The organism is Plantactinospora sp. KBS50 (assembly GCF_002285795.1).
Lineage (GTDB): Bacteria > Actinomycetota > Actinomycetes > Mycobacteriales > Micromonosporaceae > KBS50.
In genome coordinates this window covers 2,141,410-2,165,394 of sequence record NZ_CP022961.1, presented here as the reverse complement: position 1 = coordinate 2,165,394, position 23,985 = coordinate 2,141,410, and the positions used below count along the sequence as shown (strand labels likewise).

12 protein-coding genes are annotated in these 23,985 nt (G+C 73.8%); 6 read left to right on the top strand and 6 right to left on the bottom strand.

Going from position 1 to position 23,985, the window contains the following annotated elements:
* Window positions 1-201: 201 nt before the first annotated feature.
* The 6 genes from CIK06_RS09600 to CIK06_RS09575 all read right to left on the bottom strand — a co-directional run bounded on the left by CIK06_RS09600 (window position 202) and on the right by CIK06_RS09575 (window position 6,067).
* Window positions 202-1,491 (bottom strand): cytochrome P450, encoded by a 1,290-nt coding sequence (locus tag CIK06_RS09600; RefSeq protein WP_095564536.1) that lies wholly within the window; start codon window positions 1,489-1,491, stop codon window positions 202-204.
* 297 nt (window positions 1,492-1,788) lie between these two features.
* On the bottom strand, window positions 1,789-2,796 hold the full coding sequence (locus tag CIK06_RS09595; protein WP_198348168.1) for a zinc-binding alcohol dehydrogenase family protein: 1,008 nt from the start codon (window positions 2,794-2,796) through the stop codon (window positions 1,789-1,791).
* A 69-nt stretch (window positions 2,797-2,865) separates the two neighbouring features.
* Complete coding sequence (locus CIK06_RS09590; RefSeq protein WP_198348167.1) at window positions 2,866-3,687, bottom strand: MauE/DoxX family redox-associated membrane protein; 822 nt, start codon at window positions 3,685-3,687, stop codon at window positions 2,866-2,868.
* 69 nt (window positions 3,688-3,756) lie between these two features.
* A complete protein-coding gene (locus CIK06_RS09585; RefSeq protein WP_095564535.1) occupies window positions 3,757-4,359 on the bottom strand; it encodes a cell wall protein in 603 nt (200 codons plus the stop codon).
* Window positions 4,360-4,373: 14 nt separating this feature from the next.
* On the bottom strand, window positions 4,374-4,784 hold the full coding sequence (locus CIK06_RS09580) for a hypothetical protein (RefSeq protein WP_095567690.1): 411 nt from the start codon (window positions 4,782-4,784) through the stop codon (window positions 4,374-4,376).
* A gap of 356 nt (window positions 4,785-5,140) precedes the next feature.
* Window positions 5,141-6,067 (bottom strand): sulfite exporter TauE/SafE family protein, encoded by a 927-nt coding sequence (locus CIK06_RS09575; RefSeq protein ID WP_095564534.1) that lies wholly within the window; start codon window positions 6,065-6,067, stop codon window positions 5,141-5,143.
* An 867-nt stretch (window positions 6,068-6,934) separates the two neighbouring features.
* On the opposite strand from CIK06_RS09575, the gene CIK06_RS09570 reads away from it, so the two are divergent.
* The 6 genes from CIK06_RS09570 (at window position 6,935) to CIK06_RS09545 (ending at window position 23,868) form a co-directional block, all read left to right on the top strand.
* Window positions 6,935-14,680 (top strand): type I polyketide synthase, encoded by a 7,746-nt coding sequence (locus tag CIK06_RS09570; RefSeq protein ID WP_232534110.1) that lies wholly within the window; start codon window positions 6,935-6,937, stop codon window positions 14,678-14,680.
* Between the two features lie 46 nt (window positions 14,681-14,726).
* Window positions 14,727-19,772 carry a type I polyketide synthase gene (locus CIK06_RS32125; protein ID WP_095564532.1) on the top strand — a complete coding sequence of 1,682 codons (5,046 nt, stop codon included), beginning with the start codon at window positions 14,727-14,729 and terminating at the stop codon, window positions 19,770-19,772.
* A gap of 47 nt (window positions 19,773-19,819) precedes the next feature.
* Window positions 19,820-20,152: an acyl carrier protein gene (locus CIK06_RS09560; RefSeq protein ID WP_157756684.1), complete on the top strand. Its 333-nt coding sequence runs from the start codon at window positions 19,820-19,822 to the stop codon at window positions 20,150-20,152.
* 2 nt (window positions 20,153-20,154) lie between these two features.
* Window positions 20,155-21,075 carry an alpha/beta fold hydrolase gene (locus CIK06_RS09555; RefSeq protein ID WP_232534279.1) on the top strand — a complete coding sequence of 307 codons (921 nt, stop codon included), beginning with the start codon at window positions 20,155-20,157 and terminating at the stop codon, window positions 21,073-21,075.
* A complete protein-coding gene (locus CIK06_RS09550) occupies window positions 20,993-21,955 on the top strand; it encodes a sulfotransferase domain-containing protein (protein ID WP_095564529.1) in 963 nt (320 codons plus the stop codon). The genes CIK06_RS09555 and CIK06_RS09550 overlap by 83 nt, the downstream gene beginning before the upstream one ends.
* Window positions 21,956-22,056: 101 nt before the next feature.
* On the top strand, window positions 22,057-23,868 hold the full coding sequence (locus CIK06_RS09545) for a hypothetical protein (RefSeq protein ID WP_232534109.1): 1,812 nt from the start codon (window positions 22,057-22,059) through the stop codon (window positions 23,866-23,868).
* Window positions 23,869-23,985 lie beyond the last annotated feature (117 nt).

Sequence of the window (23,985 nt, the reverse complement as noted above, 5' to 3'; positions counted from 1 at the left end):
TGTTTGATCGACTGATGAAAGTCCCGGATAGACGGCCCTTTTTTCTGCGACCGGTCGCCGCCGGCCGCGATGCGGCCGCGCGGGCCTCAGCCGGTCAGCCGCCGCCGATCACCGCCGGGCCGCATCCGGTGGACCGGTTCGCCGACCACCGGGCACGGCCGTTCGATTTCGACGGCATTTCCGCTGGCCAGGCGGCCGCGACTAGGCGGCCTCGACGACCGGCCGGATCTCCTGCGCCCTCGGCCGCGACCCGGCCGGTACGCCGATATCGACGACCGCGGGTAGTTCGCGATGCGCCCGAAACGCAAAGTTCGGTTTGTACGAACGAACATATCCCGGTGCCAACCGGAGTCCCGGAATGGCAGCGGTCAGTCGCCGCAGCGCCACCTCCGCTTCCAATCGGGCCAGCGCCGCTCCGATACAAAAATGCGGACCGTAACCAAACGAAAGGTGGTCCCGGCCCGTACGCTCCGGATCGAACGCCTCCGGGTCCCGGTAGACGGCGGGATCCCGGTTCGCGGCCCCGATCAGCAGCAGGCACCGGGAGCCGGCCGGAATCGTGACATCACCGAGGGTGACCGGCTGGAGGGTCAACCGCAGCCAGCCGTCGATCGCCGGGGTGAGCCGCAGGGTCTCCTCAATGAACGCCGGCGCCCGGGACGGGTCGGCGACCAGCCCGAGCCACCGCTCCCGCTCGCCGAGCGCCAGATCCAGCACGTGCGCGAGCAGCCCGGCGGTGGTCTCGTGCCCGGCGACCAGCAGGTTGAACGCCATGCTCGCGACCTCGGCCCGGGTGAGCACCTCGTCGTCGCCGTTGCGGTAGTCGAGCACCCGGCTGACGAAGTCGTCGCCGCGGTGCCCCTGCCGCAGGCGCAGGTCGACAAGGTCCTGGCAGTACCGCCAGAACTCCAGCAGCCCCCGCGCCAGCCGGACCTGGTCCGCCGGCCCTGGCTGCCCCCACACCAGCGCGATCTGGTCGTCGGACCAGGCCTTGATCCGGTCGAAGTCCTCGTCGGGTACGCCCAGGATGTCCAGCACCACCCGCAACGGCAGGTCGGCGGCGAACCCACGGATCAGATCCACCCGCTCGCCCCGGCGCGCGGTCAACCGCGCGACGAGTTCGTCGACGCGCCGGCGGACGATCTCGCCGTACTGCGCCTCCACCCGCCGGTCGGTGTTGGCGAAGGTGGCCCGCAGGGCGCGCCGGGTCCGCGGATGGGTCGGCGGATCGGCCGCCGCCGTCACCGGTGGCGCGTCGATTTCGGCGAACAGCGCCAGCGCCTCCGGAGCGGGATTGTACGCGGGCAGAAGCGTCAGAGAGTTCGCAAAGGTCGTCGGGTCCCCGAGCGCCCGACGCACGTATTCGTACTTGCTGATCAACCAAAGTCCCAGGTCCTCGGCGAAGTGCGCGCCGGCCCCGTCATCGAGAAGGCGGCGCCAGATGATCCCTGGATCGGTGACATACGCACCAGCGAATGGATTGAGTTGCATGGCCGGCTCCCCTTTGCCATGACAGGCAGACATCGTCAATCGCGGAGCCGGACGTGAACCGGTTCCGAATTGCCACCCCGCCGCCCTTGCCGCCGCTGTTGCTACCTACGGTGCACCTTCGGTTACGGCAAGTCAATACATTCGCGGTCATCATTCAGCTTGGAGCACCCATGACGCAATGAACGGATCATCGAAGTAAGCAATTCTCATTATTCATTCGTGAAGTTGTGTCCAGCAACTTGCGAAATGCGAGACACTCGCGGGCCGTGCCGGCGGACGGGCTTCAGCGGACGGGCTTCAGCGGACCAGCACGGCGGCGCCGTTGACCCGGTCGGCCGCCAGGTCGGCCAGCGCGTCCGCGGCGGCGTCCAGCGGGTACGGCGTGGTGCTGACGCGCAGCCGGTGCCGCCCCGCGAGGGCCAGCAGCTCCCGGGCGTCCGCCCGGGTGTTGGCGGTGACGCTGCGCAGGGTGCGCTCCTGGAACAGGTGCCGCTGGTAGTTGAGGACGGGAACGTCGGACAGATGAATCCCGGCCACCGCGAGGGTGCCGCCCCGGTCCAGCGCCGCGAGGGCCACCGGCACCAGATCGCCGACCGGCGCGAACAGCACGGCCGCGTCCAGCGGTTCCGGCGGGGTGTCGTACGCGCCGGCCGCCGAGGCGGCGCCGAGGGCCAGGGCGAGTTCCCGGGCCGGCGCCGAGCGGGTCAGCACGTGCACCCGGGCGCCCTCGGCCACCGCCACCTGAGCGGTCAGGTGCGCCGAGGCGCCGAAGCCGTAGATGCCGAGCCGGCCGCCCGCGGGCAGGTCCGCCCGGCGCAGCGCGCGGTAGCCGATGATGCCCGCGCACAGCAGCGGGGCGACCTCCACGTCGGAGTACCCGTCCGGCAGCCGGTGGACGTACTGCGCCGGGGCCGTGGTGTAGCCGGCGTACCCGCCGTCGGCGTCCCAGCCGGTGTACCGCGACCGCGGGCACAGGTTCTCGGCGCCGCGCCGGCAGTACCGGCACACCCCGCAGGTCCAGCGGAGCCAGGCCACGCCCACCCGGTCGCCGGGGGCGAAGCCGGTGGCCCCGGGGCCGAGGGCGACCACCCGACCGACCACCTCGTGCCCGGGTACCACGGGCGAACGGTGCGCCGGCAGGTCGCCGGCGACCACGTGCAGATCGGTCCGGCACACCGCGCAGGCGTCCACCTCGACCAGCAGCTCGCCGGTGCCCGGCTCGGGCACCGGCCGCCGGACGCGGCGCAGCGGGTGTCCGGACAGCGGCCCGGGCTCGGACACCTGCCACGCCGTCATCGTCGTCATCCCGCCATCATCGTCCGGCGGCGGCGCCGGGGTGCGGCCGGACCGTGATCCGGCCGCACCCGGCAGACCCTAGACAGCCAGCAGGTTCACCCCGGTCGCCTCGTCGACAAGCGCGACCCGTACCGTCTCCGGCTCGAACCGCGCCTGCGGGACGGCGAAGACCGCGGTGGCCGGCCGGCTCTGGTACCGGGCGGCGTAGCAGACGATCCGCCACTGCCCGTCCGCCCAGTGATCCCGTACGTCCGAGGTGAGCAGCGCCGCGACCTGCCGGTACGCCTGGCTCAGTTGCAGTTGCTGGACGCTGGCCAGCAACGGTACGCCCGAACCGCCGCGCAGCGGATCGGTCAGCCGGGCGCGCAGCCGGCGCAGCGGCAGCAGCCAGGCGCGGTCGAGTTCCGCGGACAGCCCGAGCACCGCCGCGGCCTCGACCACCAGCACGGCGACGCTCGCCAGCGGGTGCGCGGCGGCGCTCGCGGACCAGGTGGCCGGGGCGGCGACGGTGGCCAGCAGGCCGGCGACCAGCAGCAGGCCGGCCCGCGCGAAGCCGCGCCAGGTGATCGGCGTACGCCGGGTGCTCAGGCAGCCGCACGAGGAGGTCGGTGCGGCGCGGCGGGCGTACCCCAGGTAGCCGAGGAAGCCGGCGGCGAGCGCGGTGGCGGCCAGCGCCTCGACGCGCGGCGCGGGCGGCAGCACCAGCACCGCGCCCAGGGCGAGTTCGACGCCGCCGAGCAGACGGTACGCGGGCACCGCCCGCCCCTGCCCCAGCAGCGGCGCGAGTGCCGTACGGCCGGCGGCCGCGGCGGCGCGCCGGCTGAACAGCTTCACGTACCCCGACCAGATCAGCACCGCACCGACGAGCAGCGGCTGCACGGCCGCGATCAGCTCCAGCATGACCAATCGCCTCCTGACGATCTTGAGGAACCGGTGGGGCGGGCCGCCGGTGGCCGCCCGCCCCGGCGGCTACGCGGCCGAGTAGACCGTCGCGATGTCGATCTCGTTGGTGTCCGGGTGCCAGGCGCCGAGCACCTGGACGTGCCGGCCGACCCGCAGCATCGACAGGTCGGAGATGGCCGGGGTGCCGTTGTAGACCGCCGCCGACTGGCCGGGCACGACGTGCGCGACGATCCGTTGGCCCTTGTGGTCCAGGTGCAGCACGTTGCGCGCGACCGAGGAGATGTGGGCGTGCACGTTCACGATGTTCACCCAGAGCGAGTCGGCGGCGAGGGTGCCGTCGGGCAGCCGCACCCCGCGGGCGTACAGCCCGTCCCCGACCGCGACCCGGTCGAAGGTGGTCGGTTGGAGCTTCCAGATGCTCGTGCCGTCGGTGACCCGGATCGAGTGCAGCACCGCGTCCGAACCGGTGACCAGCAGCATGCCGCCGGAGATCTTGCTGATCCGGCCCTCGGCGAAGTTCGGGTCCGGCGCACCGGGCTCGACGGTCACCGCGTCGGCGGCGAAGGCGGCCTCCGGGGCCAGCGAGCCGAGGGCCGTGGCGCCGACCAGGCCGGCGCCACCGAGTACGGCGGCGCTGAGCAACCGGCGCCGGTCCAGAGTCTTGTCCATGACGCGACCTCCCGTCAGACGATGTCGACCGAGCAGGGCCGCAGCCCCGTGGACAGGCTGGCGATGGCGCTGTACGCGGCCGGGGTCAGATCGATGATCCGGTTGCTGCCGCAGGCCGATCCGCAGCAGGTGGTCTCGCCGCAGAACAGGTCGGTCTGCGGGCCGCAGTCGGCGATCGTCGTGCCGATCCGCGAGCCGTTGCAGCGGTTGGTCGTGTAGTGCCGGAATCCGCAGGTCCGCCGGCTGAGACCCATCCCGCAGGAGTCCGGCCGGGTGATCGCGAAGCAGGCGTCGGAGGTGTTGGGCCAGGCGTGCTGGTAGCTACCGGAGTTGCAGGTACCACAGGCACCGTGGCCGGCGGTGCCGCACGGCCCCCAGGAGTTACCGCAGCAGAACCAGGACACCTCGCCAAGCACAGCTGTCATGAGCAGCTCCATCCAGGTGGATAAATATTGACAGACATTGTTACGACAATGCTTATCGCCGTCAAACCTCCACATGAAAATTTCTTGCAAACTCTTGTGACCGGAACCGAGGCCGGGACCGGGCCGAGACCGGGCCGGGACCGGGGGCACGAACACCACCGTGACCACGGGTACGACCCCGGCGGCACGGGTACGACCGGGGAGTGTCCCCATGGGCAGGCACGACCCCCGGGGGGCACGGACGCGACCCGGGGCACGGACACGACGCCGGGACGCGGACACGACCCGGGGCACGGCACGACGCCGGGACGCGGCACCAGCCACCGCGTCCCGGCGAGTCGGAGCCGACCGGCAGATCAGCCCGGCGCGGTCACGGGCTCCCCGGTGCCGCCCTCGGCGGCGGCCACCGCCGCGACCTGCCGGTCGGACAGGTGCTGGCGCAGCGACCAGAGCACCGCGGCGACCCAGGCCAGCGCGATGGCCGGGTAGCAGACGAACTGCACGGCGGCCGGCGCGGAGACCCAGTCGCTGACCAGCAACGTCCGGATGTTGGTCAGCACGATGACGCCGCCGACGGCGGAGCCGAGCACCCTGGCCGGCACCAGCCGCACCAGCCAGGCGGCGATCGGCGCGGCGACCATGCCGCCGATCAGCAGCCCGGCGACCAGCGTGAACCTGATGCGCTCCGACCCGATGCCGATCAGGAAGCCGATGCTCGCGGCGATCGCCACCAGGAACTCGCTGGTGTCGATCGAGCCGATGACGCGACGCGGTTCCAACCGGCCGCTGGCCAGGATGGCCGGGGTGCCGACCGGACCCCACCCGCCCCCGCCGGTGGCGTCGAGGAAGCCGGCGACCAGGCCGAGCGGCGCGAGGAACCGCTTGCGCAACGGCAGTCCGACCCGCTCCCGCGGCAGCCGCGCGAAGGTGAACCGGACCAGCACGTACAGCCCGAGGGCGAGCAGGATCAAGGACATGATCGGCGCCGCGGCCGCCGCGGCGAGGTGGGACAGGAAGGTGGCGCCGGCGAAGGCCCCCACGGCGCCCGGCACGCCCACCCGGCGCACGACCGCCCAGTCGACGTTGCCGAACCGCCAGTGTGCGGCCCCGGAGACGAGGGTGGTGCCGATCTCGGCCAGGTGCACGCTCGCGGACGCGCTCGCTGCACCGGTGTTGGCCGCCAGCAGGAGCGTCGTGGAGGTCACTCCATAGGCCATTCCGAGACTGCCGTCAACCAGTTGCGCACCGAGGCCCACCAGGGCGAAAAAAATCAGTCTACGCACAATCAACCGCCGATCCGAAAGACGAATGAGGCCGGGCGGCGCCGGCAGGGGCGGCCGTCGGGACGCACGTCTGCCCGTCAGTCGCGTGATCCGCCCAGACACGCGAGGACTACCGCGAACGTCGCAGCACCGAAACAGAGCTGCAACGCTGGTTGAGTCATTCCGACAGGGCAACGTAAAACGTTGGTTAAGTGAGCTGCCAGGCTGATCTTCGGGGGCGGCTCGACCGTTCGGCACCGCCGCCGGCGGACGATCGGCGGGTTCCCCAGACTGCCACCGCACGGCGCGGACAACACCGTCAGCCCTCCCAGGAGGGCGCACCACGGGCAGCAAAGCACCACCGACCAGGCCGTCAATTGATCAAATTCAGAGTCCACCCCCGACAGATATATCGAAGTTAATCTATTGGGAATGCCGGCTAGAACATAGCCATAGATCGTTGGCCCAGGCAACGATCCCGGGCAAGAGCCGTTCCAGATGATGAGACAAGGCCCGAATAACCCCTACCCGGAGAGCCGATCGAGCCGGCAAAGTAAAGCCTGGTAATGGGATCAGCAATCGACAGATGGCAACACACAGTGAGGACTGTGACCGCCTTCACTCGGCGATGGAGACGTCTTGCCTGGTCATCTCGCCGACAATTCCCACCCGCATTAGTAGGAAATCTTCACGGCACCGATAAGGCCGGTCAGATTTAACCGGAATGTAACTGGGCGCCGCTAAGTTCTGACTCAGCGCAACATCGACTTGCGCAAATTTTGTCGTTGCAGCTAGTCCGGCCGACTATCCCCGGCCCGTCGCACCGTGTCCCTCAGCGAGCGAACTGGGAGCCCGATGAGTACTGCACCGCACAGGCGCGATCTGATCATGGTCGTCAATCCCGCTGGCGCACTGGAGCCCAGCCCACGGATAACGGCCGCCGCCTGCGCCGGCGGCGGCCTGGGCATCCTCGACCTCGCCGGCGGGGACGACTGGGCGCTCCGCGCGCTCCGCCAGGCGACGTCCTGGGCGCCCGACCCGGTCGGCGTCCGCATCCCGGCCGGCTGCCAGGCCACACCCGACGAGGTGGAGCACGCCGCACGCGGCCGGGTGGACCTCGTGGTGACCACCCCCGACGGCCCCTGGCCGCTGCCGCAGATCGCCGCGAAGTACCGGGTCATCGTGGAGGTGACCAGCCTGGCCGAGGCCCGCGCCGCCGCGGCGGCCGGCGCGCACGGCCTGATCGCCCGGGGCATGGAGTCCGGCGGCCGGGTCAGTGACCTCAGCTCCTTCGTCCTGCTCCAGCGGCTCGTCGCCGACGAGACCGTCCAGTTGCCCGTCTGGGTGGCCGGCGGGATCGGCCCGCGCACCGCCGGCGCCTGCCTGGTCGGCGGCGCCGCCGGGATCGTGCTGGACACCCAGCTGGCCCTGATGCCCGAGTCCGAGCTGCCGGCCGACGTCCGGGCGACCATCCGGCGGATGGACGGCTCGGAGACGGTGCTGGTCGACGGGTTCCGCGGGATACGCCGGGGCGGCCGCTCCGAGGGCGCCACGGAGCTGCTGCCGGTCGGCCAGGACGGCTGGCTCGCCGCCGCCTTCGCCGACCGCTGGTCCGACACCGCCAGCGCCGTGCGGGCGATGCGCGCCACCATGCTGGACGCCGCGGACGACCACGAGGCCGCCGCGCTGCTGCTGCCCGGCGGCCCGCTCGCCGCCGACCTCGGCGTCCGGGTGCCGGTCGCGCAGGGACCGATGACCCGGGTCAGCGACGAGCCCGGCTTCGCCGCCGCCGTCGCCGACGGCGGCGGGCTGCCGTTCATCGCGCTCGCCCTCAACTCGGCCGACCAGTGCCGCCGGATGCTCACCGAGACCGCGCGCCGGCTCGGCGACCGCCCCTGGGGGGTGGGCGTGCTGGGCTTCGCCCCCGAGGAGTTGCGGGTCGCCCAGCTGGAGGTCATCCAGGAGATCCGCCCGGCCTTCGCGATCATCGCCGGTGGCCGGCCGCCGCAGGCACGCGCCCTGGACGAACGCGGGATCACCACCTTCCTGCACGTGCCCTCCCCCGGGCTGCTGCGGCAGTTCCTGCGCTCGGGCGCCCGCCGGTTCGTCTTCGAGGGCGCCGAGTGCGGCGGGCACATCGGACCCCGGTTCAGCTTCCCACTCTGGGAGGCACAGCTGATGGTGCTGGAGGAGTACCTCGACACCGAACCGGTCGCGGCCGGGCAGGTGCAGGTCTTCTTCGCCGGCGGCATCCACGACGCCCGCTCGGCCGCCATGGTCACCGCGATGGCCGCACCGCTGGCCCGCCGCGGCGCCCGGATCGGCGTGCTGATGGGCACCGCGTACCTGTTCACCGCCGAGGCCGTGGAGCACGGCGCGGTGCAGCCGCTGTTCCAGCGCGAGGCGCTCGCCGCCGAGCGCACCGCCGTGCTGGAGACCGCACCCGGGCACGTCACCCGGTGTCTGCACACCCCGTTCGCCGAGGACTTCCAGCGGATGCGCACCGAGTTGGAGGAGGCCGGCGCGGAGAACCGCCAGGTGTGGGAACACCTGGAGCTGCTCAACATCGGCCGGCTGCGGATCGCCAGCAAGGGCCTGCGCCGCAACGGCGAGGTCATCGAGTCGGTGGACGAGTCCGTGCAGGCGGCCGAGGGGCTGTTCATGGCCGGCCAGGTCGCCGTGCTGCGCAACACCGTCACCACCGTGGCGGACCTGCACGACGAGGTCACCACCGCTGCCCGCGACTTCCACACCGCCCGCCTCGACACGCTGCACGAGCGGCTGGCGGAGCCCGCCGACCAGATCGACGAGCCGGTCGCGCCGCTGGACATCGCGATCGTCGGGATGGCCTGCATGCTGCCGGGCTCCCCCGACCTGGCGAGCTTCTGGCGCACCGTGCTCAGCGGCGCCGACGCCGTCACCGAGGTGCCGGCCGAACGGTGGGACACCGACATCTACTACGCCCCGGAGGTCGGTCCGGGACAGAGCGGCCGGATCAGCGTCTCGAAGTGGGGCGGCTTCATCGACCCGGTGCCCTTCGACGCGATCGGCTACGGCATCCCGCCGACCGCGCTGGGCAGCATCGACCCGACCCAGCTGCTCGCCCTGGAGGTCTCGCACCGGGCGCTGATCGACGCCGGCTACCCGCACGACGCCGCGGGCGCAGACCACGCCCGCACCGGCGTGATCTTCGGCGCCGAGGCCGGCAGCGACATGGGCCACGCGCAGACGCTGCGCACCATGCTGCCGGCGTACCTGGGCGACGTGCCCGAGCAGATGCAGGACATGCTGCCCACCGTCACCGAGGACAGCTTCCCCGGGGTGCTGGCCAACGTGATCGCCGGCCGGGTCGCCAACCGCCTCGACCTGGGCGGACCCAACTTCACCGTCGACGCCGCCTGCGCCTCCTCCCTGGCCGCCCTGGACGCCGCCTGCAAGGAACTGACCGGCGGCGACAGCGACCTGATGATCTGCGGCGGCATCGACCTGCACAACGGCATCAACGACTACCTCATGTTCACCTCGGCACACGCGCTCTCCCCCACCGGCCGGTCCCGGCCGTTCGACAGCACCGGCGACGGCATCGCCCTCGGCGAGGGGGTGGCCTGCGTCGTCCTCAAGCGGCTGGCCGACGCCGAACGCGACGGCGACCGGATCTACGCGGTGGTCAAGGGCGTCGGCAGCGCCAGCGACGGCCGGGCGCTCGGGCTGACCGCCCCGCGTCCCGACGGTCAGCGCCGGGCGCTGGACCGGGCCTACCGGCGGGCCGGCGTCTCGCCCCGCGAGGTCGGCCTGGTGGAGGCGCACGGCACCGGCACCGTGGTCGGCGACCGCACCGAGCTGGAGACGCTCACCCGGATGTTCGTCGAGGCCGGGGCGGAGCCCGGCGGATGCGCGCTGGGTTCGGTGAAGTCGCAGATCGGGCACACCAAGTGCGCCGCCGGGCTGGCCGGAATGATCAAGACGACGCTGTCGCTGTACCACGGCGTCCGGCCACCCACCATCCACCTGAGCCGGCCCAACCCGGCCTGGCATCCGCAGCGCAGCCCGTTCTCCTTCTTCACCGAGGCCCGCCCCTGGCCGGCCCCGGCCAGCGAACGGATCGCCGGGGTGAGCGCGTTCGGCTTCGGCGGCACCAACTTCCACGTGGTGCTCGGCGCGTACGCGGGCGCCCCCGAACCCCGGCACAGCCGGCGGAGCTGGCCGGCCGAGCTGTTCTGCTTCTCCGGCCCGGACCGGGCCGCCGCGCACCGGTCCATTCAGCAGTTGCTGACCGGCCTGGCCGACGGCGACCCGGGACGGCAGGGACGGCTGGCCGAGCTGGCCGCCGAGAACGCCGGGCGGGCCACCGGCCGGCCCGGCCCGGTCCGGGTCGCGGTCGTCGCCCGGGACCTGACCGAGCTGGCGACGCTGCTGCACCGCGCCCTGGCGGGCGAGCACGACCCGGCCCGCGGCCTCGTCCAGCCGGCGGAGGTCGAGCCCGTCGAGGCCGGCCAGGTGGCCTTCCTCTTCCCCGGCCAGGGCAGCCAGCGTCCCGGCGCGCTGGCCGAACTCTTCGTCGCCTTCCCCGAGCTGCGGCACTACCTCGAACTCGACCAGCCCGCGGCGGAGCTGCTGTTCCCGCCCGCCGCGTTCGACCAGGCCACCCGGCGGGAGCAGGAGGAGCGGGTACGCGACACCCGGATCGCCCAGCCGGTGCTGGGCATCGGCGGGCTCGCCGTGGACCACCTGCTGCGCCGCCTCGGCGTACGGCCGGACATGACCGCGGGGCACAGCTACGGCGAGTTGGTCGGGCTCTGCGTCGCCGGCGCGTTCGACGCGACCACCCTGCTGGAGCTGAGCCGGGAACGCGCCGCCGCCATCCTCGGCGCCTGCGGCTCGGACCCCGGCACCATGGCCGCGGTCAAGGGCACCGTCGACGAGGTGGCCCGGGCACTGGCCAACGCCGGCCTGACCAGCGAGGTGGTGCTGGCCAACCGGAACGCCCCGGATCAGGTGGTGGTCTCCGGCCCGACGCCCAAGGTGCAGGCCGCGGTGGTCGCGCTCAAGGAGGCCGGGCTGGCCGCGAAGTCGATCCCGGTGGCCTGCGCGTTCCACAGCCCGGTGGTCGCGGGCGCGGTCGAACGGTTCGCCGAGGTGCTCGCCACCCGGCGGATAGCGGAACCCCGCATCCCGGTCTGGTCGAACCTGACGGCCGCGCCGTACGCCGGCGACGCCGACGGGGTCCGGCACCACCTCGCCGAGCAGATCGGCGAACCGGTCCGGTTCGTCGAGCAGATCGAGGCCATGCACGCCGCCGGAGCCCGCGTCTTCGTCGAGGTCGGTCCCGGCCAGGTGCTCACCCGGCTGGTAAGGGCGGTGCTCGGCGACCGGCCGCACCGGGCGATCGCCTGCGAGCGCGACTCGCGCGAGGGCCTGCGCGGCTTCCTGATCTCGATCGCCGAACTCGCCTGCGCCGGCCTGCCGGTGCGTCCGCACTGGCTCTTCGACGGGCGGGTCGTCGCCGACCCGCCCAGCACCGCAACGTCCCGTCGTCCGACCTGGACGGTCGACGGGCTGCTCGTCCGGGATCAGCACGGCAACAGCCTTCCCGGTGGCATGACCCCTCCCCGACGGATCAAGGAGCTGTCGATGACCCCTGCGAACGGCGCCGCCACCGGTACGGCCCCCGGCCCCGGCCCGGCCGCCGATCCCGGCATGACGACCAGCACCGGCATGCTCCCCGCCGGCCCGGCCGCCAACAACGGCCCGGCCTCCGGCCCCGGCCCGAACTCCGCCCCCGGCCCGAACTCCGGCGGCGGCGTGGCCGCCCGGCCGCGGGACGTCCGCAGCGAGCTCCTCGCCGAGTACCTGCGCACCACCCGCGACATGATCGCCTCGCAGCGCGAGGTGATGCTGGCGTTCCTCGCCGACGGCGGCCGGCCGGTCTGGGCGCCCCCCGCGGCGTACCAGGCCGACGCGTACCAGGCCGACGCGTACCAGGCCGACACGTACCAGGCCGACACGTACCAGGGACCGGCCGTGCCGTACACCGCGACGCCGCCGGCGGCGCTGGCGCCGAGCCCGGCCGCCGCACCACCGGCACCGGTCCAGCCCACGCCGGCTCCGCTGCCGGCCGCGGCACCGGCACCGAACCCGCCCGCCGCGCCACCGACCCCCGGTCCGGCCGCCGCGCCGCCGGCGCCGATCTCGCCCGCTGCGCTGACGGCGGGTCCCGCCGCCGCGCCGCCGGTCCCGGCGCCGGCCGTGCCGACGAGCAGCAACGGCGGGTCGGCCGTGGCCACGGCGATCGCGCCGGCGGCGCCGGCCCCGGTCGCACCGGTGGCCCCCGCGCCCGCGGTCGCCGCACCGGTGGCCCCCGCGCCCGTGGTCGCAGCACCCGTCGCGGCCGGGCCGAGCATCGCCGACTTCCAGAACGCCATCCTCAACGTCCTCAGCGAGCGCACCGGCTACCCCGTCGACCTCATCGAACTCGACCTCGACCTCGAAGCCGACCTGTCCATCGACTCCATCAAGCGCGCCGAAGTCGCCGGCGAGGTCGCCCAACACCTCCAACTCGACGTCGAAGGCGACGAAAGCGAACTCGAAGACCTCGTCAAGGCCCGCACCGTCCGCGCCATGGTCACCTGGCTGGACGAGAAGATCGCCGGCTCGGCACCGGCGGCCGCGGCACCGGCGGCGCTGACCGCGGCACCGGCGGCCGGCGCGGCGCTCGCCGTTCCGGCACCCACCGCGCCCGCGGTGAGCGCGCCGGCGGCACCGGCGGCGGCACCGGCGGCGGCGCCGGCGGCGGCCGGGCCGAGCATCGCCGACTTCCAGAACGCCATCCTCAACGTCCTCAGCGAGCGCACCGGCTACCCCGTCGACCTCATCGAACTCGACCTCGACCTCGAAGCCGACCTGTCCATCGACTCCATCAAGCGCGCCGAAGTCGCCGGCGAGGTCGCCCAACACCTCCAACTCGACGTCGAAGGCGACGAAAGCGAACTCGAAGACCTCGTCAAGGCCCGCACCGTCCGCGCCATGGTCACCTGGCTGGACGTCAAGCTGAACACCGCGGCCCCCGCCGCGGTGGAACCGCCGGCCGCCCCGGCGGCGCTGGCCGCGACCGCCGCCCCGGTGCAGCCGGCGCCGGCCGCGGCGCAGCCCGCGGTCGCGCAGCCGGTGGCCGGGGTGGGCGTCGCGCCGAAGCGCCTGGTGGCGCAGGAACAGGTGCGGACCGAGCCGACCGCCGACCCGGCCACCGCGCTGGCCGGCCGCCGGTTCCTGATCACCGGGGGCGGGCACGTCGGCGCGTACCTGGCCGGACTGCTCGGCGAGTACGGCGCGAGCGGGCAGCTCGGGGTGCGCGACAGCGAGCAGGCCAGTGCGGGCTTCGACGGCGTACTGGTGCTGGACGGGATCACCAACCTCGACGAGCCGTTGCTGCCGGACGTGTTCCCGCTGCTGCGCCAGGCGCTGGCCGCCGGCCCGCGCTGGCTGCTGGCCGCCGGAGCGCTGCACGGGACCGGTGCCGCCGACGGCATGCCCGGACTGTTCCGCACGGTCGCCCGCGAGTACCCGTCGGTGACCGCCCGGTTCGTGGCGCTGGACGTGTCGGCGCCGCCGGAGGCGCTCGCCCGGCACCTGCTCGACGAGCTGCTCACCACCTCCGACGCCCCGGTGGTCGCCCGCCGCGGCCCCGACCGGTACGTCGCCGACCTGGTGCCGCAGGAACTGGGCGCGCTGGCCGCCGGCGGGGCCGGGCCGGCCGGCGACGGGGTGGCGGAGGCCGCCGCGATCGGCCTGGAGCCGGACTCCGTGGTGGTGCTGATCGGCGGGGCGCGGGGCATCACCCCGTGGTTCGCCCGGGCGCTCGCCGGGGCCAGCCGCTGCCGCGTCGAGCTGGTCGGCCGTACCCCGTTGCCCGCGGGTCCCGAGGACCCGGCGCTGGCCGCGGCCCCGGACAAGGCGGCGCTGGTCGCCGCGCTGGCCCGGCAGGGCCTGCGCTCCCCGGCCGAGATCGACCGTGCCGCGCAGCGGATCCTCGCCGCCCGCGAGGTGGCCGCGACCCTCACCGAGCTGGCCGAGCTGGGCGCCGAGGTGCGCTACCACACCCTGGACGTCCGGGACACCGCGGCGACCCGGGAGCTGCTGGGTCGCATCCACGCCGAGTACGGCCGCATCGACGGCCTGGTGTACGCCGCCGGCATCATCGAGGACAAGCTGATCGCCGAGAAGGACCCGGCGTCGTTCACCCGGGTCTTCGACACCAAGGTCGACGGGGCGCGGGCGGTGGTGGCCGCGCTGGACGAGCTGTCCGGCAAGCCGCGCTTCGTCGTCTTCTTCGGCAGCATCGCCGCCGCCTACGGCAACCGGGGGCAGGCCGACTACGCGGCCGCCAACGACGCGCTGGACGCGATCGGCACCCGCTACGCGGCCCGTACCGGGGTGCGCTGCGTGACCGTCCACTGGGGGCCGTGGGCGCCCGGCGCCGGGCACGGCGGGATGGTCACGGCCGAGCTGAGCCGGGAGTACGCCCGGCGCGGCATCGGCCTGATCGACCCGGAGGAGGGCGCGCTGGCGCTGCTGCGGGAGCTGGCCTGGGCGGACGCCAAGGTCACCTCGGTCGTCTACACCGCCTCCGGGTGGTGACCGCGCCGATGCCCCGCCCCGCCCGCAGCGCACGCCGGAGGTACACATGAGCAACGACGAGGTCGCGTCAGATCGGATCGCCATCGTGGGGATGGCCGCCGTGATGCCCGCCGCGGGCGATCTGGACAGCTACTGGCGCAACCTGACCAGCGGCGTGGACGCGATCACCGACGTGCCGCCGCACCGCTGGGACGAGGAGTTCTACGACCCCGAGCAGGCGCACCGGCCGGACCGGATGTACTGCCGGCGCGGCGGCTTCGTCGACGAGTTCGCCACCTTCGAACCGCTGCGGTTCGGCGTGATGCCCGCCTCCGTCGGCGACATCGAGCCGGATCAGTTGATCACCCTGGAGGTGGCCGCCGCGGCGATCGAGGACGCGGGCGGCGCCGACCGGCTCCCGCCCGGCGAGCGGGTCGGCGTCATCCTCGGTCGCGGCGGCATCCTCAGCCCGGCCCAGGCCCGGTACGCCCAGCGGGTACGGATGGCCAGCCAGGTCACCAGCATCCTGCGGGAGCTGGTGCCGGACCTCGACCCGGCCCGGCTCGAACTGCTGCGCAAGAAGATCGACGAGCGGCTCGGCCCGTACCAGCCGGAGGGGACGATCGGCCTGGTGCCGAACCTGGCCGCCTCCCGGGTGGCCAACCGGCTCAACCTGCGCGGCCCGGCGTACACGCTGGACGCGGCCTGCGCCTCGTCGCTGATCGCCGTGGACCAGGGCATGACCGAGCTGGTCAACGGCCGGCTGGACGCGGTGCTGGCCGGCGGCGTGCACCACGTGCACGACATCAGCTTCTGGTCGGTGTTCAACCAGCTGCGCGCGCTGTCCCGGCAGGGCGAGATCCGGCCGTTCGACGCCGCCGCCGACGGCCTGCTGATCGGCGAGGGCACCGGGATCGTGGTGCTCAAGCGGTACGCCGACGCGGTCCGCGACGGCGACCGGGTGTACGCGGTGATCCGCGGCAGCGGGACGTCCAGCGACGGCCGCTCGGCGAGCATGTTCAACCCGGCGGTCTCCGGTCAGGTGCTGGCGATCCGCCGCGCCTGGGCGGCGGCCGGCCTGGACCCGACCGCCCCGGACGCGCTGGGCCTGCTGGAGGCGCACGGCACCGCCACCCCGACCGGGGACGCCGCCGAGCTGAAGACGGTGGCCGAGGTCTTCGGCCCGCACGCCGGCGGTCCCCGTCCGGTGATCGGGTCGGTCAAGTCGATGATCGGGCACACCATGCCGGCGGCCGGGATCGCCGGCCTGATCAAGGCCACGCTCGCCGTGCACCACGGCGTGCTGCCGCCCACCCTGCACTGCGAGTCGCCCCGGGCGGAGATGGCGGCGACCCGGTTCGCCCCGATCGACAGCGCGCGGCCGTGGGAGAGCGACGGGCCGCGCCGGGCCGGGATCAACGCGTTCGGCTTCGGCGGGATCAACGCCCACGTGATCATCGAACAGCCACCCGAGGCGGTGGGCGCGCCGGCCGGGCCGGTCACGGTCCCGGCCACCACGGCGACCTCCGGTACGGCCGTCCTCGACGAGCCGGACCAGGTGCTGTGGCTGGCAGCACCGGACCCGGCCGGGCTCGCCGACCTGCTGGCCCGGGACGACCAGGAGGTACGCCGGCTCGGCGCGGACCTGGCCGTACGCTCCGGCGGGGAGGCGCCCGGACGCGCCCGGCTGGGCATCGTCGGCCCGACCGACCGGCTGCTCGCGGTGGCCCGCAAGACGGTGGCCCGGGGCGAGCCGTGGCGGGGCGGGCGGGACATCTGGTTCAGCCCGCGACCGCTGCTCGGTGCCGGCGGCGGCAAGCTGGCGTTCGTCTTCCCCGGTCTGGAGGCGGAGTTCGCGCCACGCACGGCCGACCTGGCCGCCCACTTCGGGCTGCCGGACCGCGAGTGGTCCGCGGCCGACCTCGGCCGGCACGGCGCCGGCCTGATCGAGGTGGGCAAGATGCTGGACACCGCGCTGCGCCGGATCAACGTGCTGCCCGACGCGGTCTCCGGGCACAGCATCGGCGAGTGGACCGCCGCCGCCGTCAGCGGCCAGATCAGCACGGCCACGATGGACGACTTCCTGAAGCTGTTCGACGCCGACTCGGTGGAGGTCTCCGGGTACGTCTTCGCCGCGGTCGGCGCGGGCGCGGACCGCGTCACGCCGCTGCTCGGCGACTTCCCCGGGGTGGTGCTCTCGCACGACAACGCCCCGGCGCAGTCGGTGGTCAACGGGCCGGAGACACAGGTCGACCGGCTGATCCAGGAGCTGCGCGGGCGCAACATCCTGTGCCAGAAGCTGCCGTTCCGCTCGGCTTTCCACACCCCGGCCTTCGCCGACGGGCTCACCTCGATCGGCGCCGCGCTGGGCCGCTGGGAGGTACGCCCGACCCGGGTGCCGGTCTGGTCGGCGACCCTGCACGCGCCGTTCCCCGCCGACGAGGACCAGGTCAACCGGATCTTCGTGCGGCACATGATGGAGCCGGTCTGGTTCCGGCAGACCGTGGCCGCGATGTACGACGCCGGCTTCCGGGTGTTCCTCCAGGTCGGCGCGGGACAGCTCGCCTCGTTGATCGGCGACAACCTGCGCGGCCGGGACCACCTCGCGATGCCGGTGAACACCGCGCACCGCGGCGGGTTGAACCAGCTGCGGCGGGTCGCCACCGCCGTCTGGGTGGAGGGGGGCGCGCCGGACCTGCGGGCGCTGCAACCGCGTACCGGGACCGGCCCGGACCGGGCGGCACCCGCACCGGCCGTCGGTGCCGGGGCCAACGGCGGTGCCGGGGCCGGCAGGGGCACCGGGACCGGCGGCACCGGCCGGCGTGGTCCGCGGGTCACGCTCGACCTCGGCGGGCCGCTGATCCGCCTCGGCCCCGACGCGGCCGGCCTGCTCGGGCTGCCGACGACCCCGGCAGCGGCACCGCCGCCACTGCCGGCACCGGCACCGGCACCCCAGCGGGCCACGGCCGCGCCGGCCCCGACCGCGACCGCACCGGCCCGACCCGCACCCCCGGCGGCACCCGCGACGGCCCGGCCGGCTGCGGTGTCACCGGCGGCCGCGCGACCGGCGGCGGCTCCGGCCCCACCGACGCAACCCACGGCGACGCGTGCCGCCGCACCGGCGACGGCGCCGGTGCAGCCGGCACCGGCCACCGCCGCCCGCGGGACGGCGGCGCCGGAGGGCGCCGCCCGCTCCGGCGACCCGTCCACCGCGGTGGCCGCGCTGCACCGGCTCGCCGGCAGGTCCAGCGCGGCGGCCGAACTCGCGGCGCTGCTCCAGGACACCGCGCACGGTGCGGCGTCGGTGCTGGCCGCCCCGGGCGAAACGGCCGCGCCGGCACCGGCCACGCCGGCCCCGCCGGCCGCCACACCGCCCACGCCGGCCGCCACACCGCCCACCACCCCGACGGCCGCGGCACCGACATCGACGGCGACACCGGCACCCGTACCGGCCAGGCCGGCCGCCGTCCTGACCCTGGCCACCGGGACCCCGGCCCGGCCGGCGCCCAGCGGCGCCGCGCCGGAGGTCGGCCGGATGACCCTGCACGCCTCCCTGGAGACCATGCCCTACCTGCTGGACCACTGCTTCTTCGTGCAGCCGGACGACTGGCCGGACCCGGCCGACCGGTGGCCGGTGGTGCCGGCCACCGCGCTGGTGGCGCACATGATGGAGGCGGTCGAGATGCTGGTGCCCGGCTCCCGGGTGGTGGCCGTGCACGACGCCAAGTTCAGCAAGTGGCTGATCGTGGACCCGCCGCAGGAGGTCGAGGTGGTGGTCCGGGCCACCGCGCCGAACCACTACCTGGTCTCCTTCGCCGGGTACTCCCGGGCGACCATCGAGGTGGGGCCGGCGTACCCGGCGGCGCCGCAGGTCTGGACGCACGACCCGGCCACCGAGCGGCCGCCCACGCTCGGCGCCGCGCAGATGTACGCGGAACGGCTGATGTTCCACGGGCCGCAGTTCCAGGGCGTCACCGAGGTGCACGCGCTCGGCGACATGCACGTGCGGGGGGTGGTCACCGCCCCGGTGCCGCCCGGCGCCCTGCTGGACAACGCGCTCCAGCTCATCGGCAACTGGCTGATCACCACGCAGCCGTTCCGCACCGTCGCCCTGCCGGTCGGGCTCGGCCACGTCCGGTTCTACGGTCCGCCTCCGCCGGCCGGCCGGGCGTTCGAGTGCGTCGCCCGGGTGCGCACCATCGACGACGGCACGCTCGTGGCCGACACCCAGCTCAGCTACGACGGCCGGGTCTGGGCGGAGATCGAGGGCGCGGTCGACCGCCGGTTCGACAGCCATCCCCAGGCGCGCGTCGCGGAGCGCTTCCCCGAGCGGTACGCGATGTCGCACCTGCAGCCGGAGGGCTGGACGATGGCCTTCGACTGCTGGACCGACCTGGTGACCCGCAGCATGGCGGCCCGGGGCATCCTCGGCGGCGCCGCCTACGCCGAGTACGAGCGGCACCCGGCGCGCACCCGCAAGCAGTGGATGCTCGGCCGGATCGCGGCCAAGGACGCGGTGCGCTCCCGGCTCTGGGAGCGGGGACACACCGACATCTACCCGATCGAGCTGACCGTCGGCAACGAGGCCGACGGCCGGCCGTGGGTCCGCGGCCGACCCGGGCGCGGCCTGGAGGACTGCGACGTCTCGCTCGCGCACTGCGCGGAGATCGGGGTGGCGATCGCCCGGCTGCGGCCGGCGGGGGCACCCGACGGACCGGCCACCGGGCCGGGGGTCGGGATCGACGTGGCCGAGGTGGCCGACCACCCGGACAGCACCCTCTCGTACGCCCTGACCGGCACGGAGCTGGCGCTGCTGCACTCGCTGTCCGGCGCGGACGCCGACCGGCGGCGGCTGTGGTTCACCCGGTTCTGGGCGGCCAAGGAGGCGGTCGGCAAGGCCGAGGGCACCGGACTGGACGGCCAGCCGCGCCGGTTCGAGGTGCGCGAGGCCACCGACGCCGCGCTGGGCGTCGCGGTCGCCGGGCGCACGTACCGGGTCGGCCTGCGCGACGTGGCCAACCCCGCGGACCTGCCGCCCCGGCGGTACGCGGTCGCCTGGACCTGGGGTCCGGAACCGGACCCGGCCACCCCGCCGGGGGTCACCCGGCCATGAGCCAACCCACCACAGGTCACTTCATCGCAACCCCAGGAGGAGCAACCATGTCCGCGGCCCGGACCGACATCCTCGACGAACTCACCGAGATGATCAACGCCGTACTGGGCGACTTCGCCACCGAGCAGGCGATCACGATGGACACCACGTTCCGGGACGACCTGGGCATGGAGAGCATCGACGTCGTCTCGCTGGCCGGCCGGCTTCAGGCCCGGTACGGCGACACCGTCAACTTCGCCCACTTCGTCGCGCAGCTCGATCTGGAGAGCGTGGGCGAACTGCGGGTCGGCCGGCTGGTCGAGCACATCGCCACCTCACTGGACAAGCCGGACGAGTCCGACCAGGAGTCGACGGACGAGGTCGGGGCGGGCAGCCGGTGACCATGGTCCGGGCGAACGGGATCGAGCTGCACGTCCAGCGGCTCGATCCCGCCGCGGGCGGCCCCCGGCACGGCCCGACCGCGGTCCTGCTGCACGGGATGGCCTCGGACACCATGGCGAGCTGGTTCTTCACCATGGCCGAGCCGCTGGTGCGGGCCGGGTACCCGGCGGTGTTGCAGGACCTGCGCGGGCACGGCCGCAGCGAGCGGCCCGCCGCCGGGTACGACCTGGACCACTTCGTCGACGACCTGGCGGCCCTGCTGGACGGCCTGGCCGTCACCGGGCCGGTGCTGCTGTTCGGCAACTCGTTCGGCGGCACCATCGCCTTCGGCTACGCCGCCCGGCACCCCGAGCGGGTGGCCGGGATCGTGGCCGTGGAGTCCGCCCCGCCGATCCCGGAGTGGATGCGCCGGGTGCGGGTCCGGCTCGACCGGGTCGCCGACCGGCTCCCCCGGGCGGGGGCGCTGGCCGAGATCGGCGCCCGGCGGGGTGCCGTCGCGGCCCGCCGGGCCGCCGACACCGGCCGCCTGCTCAGCGACACCAGCATCGCCGAGGAACTGCCGGCCAGCCGGCTGCCGACCACCGGGGACCTCGCCGCGATCGACTGCCCGGTGCTCTGCCTGTACGGCGGCGAATCCGCGGTGGGCGAGTTGGCGCCGGCGGTATGCCAGTTGCTGCCGCAGACCCGGGTCGTGGTCCTGCCCGGCCAGCGGCACTCCGTCCTGATCGACCAGCCGAGGGCGGTCCGCCGGCACGTGTTCGCCTGGCTGGCCGAGCACTTCGGATCCGACGCGGCCCAGCCCGCCACTCCCCGACAGCGCGACACGCAGGAGGTTCCCGATGGACACGACGATCACCGGTCGGTCGATCATCATCAGCAACGGCCGGTGCGGCTCGACGCTGCTGTCCGACCTCATCCATGAGGAGCCGGACACGCTCTCGGCCCAGGAGTTCTTCATGGCGATGGCGCCGTGGGCCCGCAGCGCGGAGGTGCTCACCGGCCCCGAGTACTGGGCGGTGCTGGCCAGTCCCAAGGCGGAGTTGTCGACGCTGTTCCGGATCGGGCTGCCGCCCAAGGAGGTGCGCTACCCGAAGACCGGTCGGTGGGCCGACCGGCTGACCAGCCTGCCGCGGATCCTGGCGATCACCCTGTCGAAGCTCACCGACGACCCGGACGCGCTGTTCGACCAGATCGGCGAGCGGGTGCCGGAGTTCCGCACGCAGACGGTGGCCCAGCACCACCACGACTTCCTCGACCTGCTGGCCACGCTCACCGGCAAGAAGCGCTGGGTGGAGCGCTCCGGCGGGTCCAGCCACGTCGCGCCGTACCTGCTGAAGGGCTTCCCCGACTGCAAGATCGTGTACCTGACCCGCAACTGGGAGGACACCGCCCACTCGATGAGCCGGCACTCGTCGTTCCAGCTCATCCAGCTGCGGGTGGAGTTCCTCGGCCGCTGCGGCCTGGACCCGTTCCGGGTCGCCCCGGACCAGGCGGTGCCGGAGGACCTGGAGCGGTACCTGCCGGACCGGCTCACCGCCGACGTGCTGCGCGAACGGGGCCAGGACATCCGCCGGTACCTGGGGCTGTGCGCGTTCATGACCAGCCAGGCCGACCAGGCGCTCGTGGACGTACCGCCGGAGCACCTGCACCGGATGCGGTACGAGGACCTGGTGGCCGACCCGGTGGGCGAGCTGACCCAGCTCGGCCGTTACCTGGAGTTCGACGACCCGAGCGCGTGGGCGCAGCGGGTCGCCGGGCGGGTGGTCGCCCCGGCGCGTGCGCCGCAACCGGCCGCCGCCTGAGCCCGTCCCGCCGTTCCCCGTGGGAGGACGCGCGCCTTCCCCGCTGAAGCGCCGTGCCCTCCCGCCGCAACACCCCTGTCCCCGCATGAAGAGAGGTATTGGTGAATTCACTCCGGATCTGTGCGCGGCGGCTGCTCGCCGCCGTCGCCGTACTCGGGCTCGGGCCCGTGCTGGCGGTCTCGCCGGCATCACCCGCCGCGGCGTTCCACCCCGGCGGCGGGCCGGGCGGCCATCCGAGCACGCAGTTGCTCGCGAAGGCCGCGCCGGACGAGTGCTTCAACGGCATCGGCCAGCCGTACCCGCCCGGCCCGCCCTGCGCCACCGGAGCGCCCAAGGTCAACCAGGCGTACCTGTGGGGGCTGACCCGCGCCGGCAAGATGCTGTACTTCGGCACCGGAGCGAACGTCAACTGCCTGACCAGTGGGCACACCCTGCGCAACACCGCGCCGACGTTGAACAACGACTGGGTGTGTGAGTACGGCCAGAGCCAGATCGCCCAGCGCAACCCGCAGCTGCCGCCCACCCTCGGCGACCACCGCATGCCGCGGCTCTACAGCTACGACACCCGCACCGACACGCTGACCTCGAAGACGGAGGCGGTGACCGGCGCCTCGTCGGACGACGCGACCCGGTTGCAGACCACCGTCGGCATCCGCGCCGCCGGCAGTTTCGGCGGGGTTGCCCTGATGGGCGGCCCGGCGCTGGGCCAGACCATCAACCTGTTCGCCTTCGACACCGACACCGGGGCGTTCCTGGGCTCGCGCAACCTGCCCGAGTACGGCAACATCCGGCACTTCGTGGTGGCCGACGGCGCCCTCTACGCCGGGGTGGGCGTCGGCGACAACGGTGGCGGCGGCGGCTACGTGCTGCGCTGGATGGGCAGCAAGAGCGACCCGTTCAACTTCGCGAAGGTGGCGAACCTGCCGGCCCAGGCCGCCGACCTGACCGAGCACCAGGGACGGATCTTCGTCACCACCTGGCCGGGCTCGGACAACGAGCTGACCGGCGGCACCGTGGACGCCACCGCGCCCACGGGCATCGCCTCGGTCTGGATGAGCCCCAAGCTGTCCGCCGGGGCGCCGGGCCTCACCCCCGACGACGCCGACTCCTGGCAGCAGGTCTGGAACGTCGCCAGCTACGAGCCGGACCCGGTGGTCGCCAGCAGCTACGGCCTGGGCGGGCTGGCCTCCTACGGCGGCTACCTGTACTGGGGCACCATGCACGTGCCGCTGAAGGCCAGCACGCTGCACCTGGCGACGTACCCGCCGTCCGACGAGGCCGGGATCCGGGCGACGGTCCAGAACACCCAGCGGGCGATCAGCATCTACCGGGGCAAGGACTTCGGCTCCAGCCACCAGAAGGTCGACCTGCTGTACGGCAACACCGAGCTGCCCGCGTACGACCCGAGCGCCAACGACGGCGCCGGGGCCTGGGCGCTCGCCTCGACGCACCAGACCCCGCTGTACGGCTCGGCCGGCTTCGGCAACCCGTACAACAACTACACCTGGAAGATGGTGGTGGCCGGCGGCAAGCTCTACGTGGGCACGATGGACTGGAGCTATCTGGCCAAGGAACTCGGCCAGGACACCGCCGAGCAGCTCGGGCTGTCGACGCAGATGGGCGACGTGATGGCCGAGGCGCCGAAGGCGGCGGCCGCCGCGCAGACGCTCAGCGCGGTGCCGGCCGCGACGTACGGCGGCGACCTGTACGCCTTCACCTCCTCGCACAAGGCGGCAACCCTGATCAGCGATTCCGGGGTGGGCAACTACCTCAACTACGGGATCCGCAACATGGTCGCCGACGGGTCGACGGTCTACCTGGGCATGGCGGATCCGATGAACCTGCGGACCGACCCCGATGACGACGTACCCGAGGGCGGTTGGGAGCTGATCCGGCTTCGCGACGGCTGTTGACGTCCGGGGGGTCGCCGGCCCGCCGGCCGGGCCGGCGGCCCCCTTCCGCGATTCGTGCCGGACCGGGTCCGAATCATCACGTCTTGCCGAATCGTGGCGCGACGCTGACCTTGCTCG

Excerpts from the sequence above, each read along its gene's own strand:
- CIK06_RS09600 (WP_095564536.1), bottom strand. The coding sequence starts at position 1,491 with ATGCAACTCAATCCATTCGCTGGTGCGTATGTCACCGATCCAGGGATC.
- CIK06_RS09595 (WP_198348168.1), bottom strand. The coding sequence starts at position 2,796 with ATGACGACGATGACGGCGTGGCAGGTGTCCGAGCCCGGGCCGCTGTCC.
- CIK06_RS09590 (WP_198348167.1), bottom strand. The coding sequence starts at position 3,687 with ATGCTGGAGCTGATCGCGGCCGTGCAGCCGCTGCTCGTCGGTGCGGTG.
- CIK06_RS09585 (WP_095564535.1), bottom strand. The coding sequence starts at position 4,359 with ATGGACAAGACTCTGGACCGGCGCCGGTTGCTCAGCGCCGCCGTACTC.
- CIK06_RS09580 (WP_095567690.1), bottom strand. The coding sequence starts at position 4,784 with ATGACAGCTGTGCTTGGCGAGGTGTCCTGGTTCTGCTGCGGTAACTCC.
- CIK06_RS09570 (WP_232534110.1), top strand. The coding sequence starts at position 6,935 with ATGGTCGTCAATCCCGCTGGCGCACTGGAGCCCAGCCCACGGATAACG.
- CIK06_RS32125 (WP_095564532.1), top strand. The coding sequence starts at position 14,727 with ATGAGCAACGACGAGGTCGCGTCAGATCGGATCGCCATCGTGGGGATG.
- CIK06_RS09560 (WP_157756684.1), top strand. The coding sequence starts at position 19,820 with ATGTCCGCGGCCCGGACCGACATCCTCGACGAACTCACCGAGATGATC.
- CIK06_RS09555 (WP_232534279.1), top strand. The coding sequence starts at position 20,155 with ATGGTCCGGGCGAACGGGATCGAGCTGCACGTCCAGCGGCTCGATCCC.
- CIK06_RS09550 (WP_095564529.1), top strand. The coding sequence starts at position 20,993 with ATGGACACGACGATCACCGGTCGGTCGATCATCATCAGCAACGGCCGG.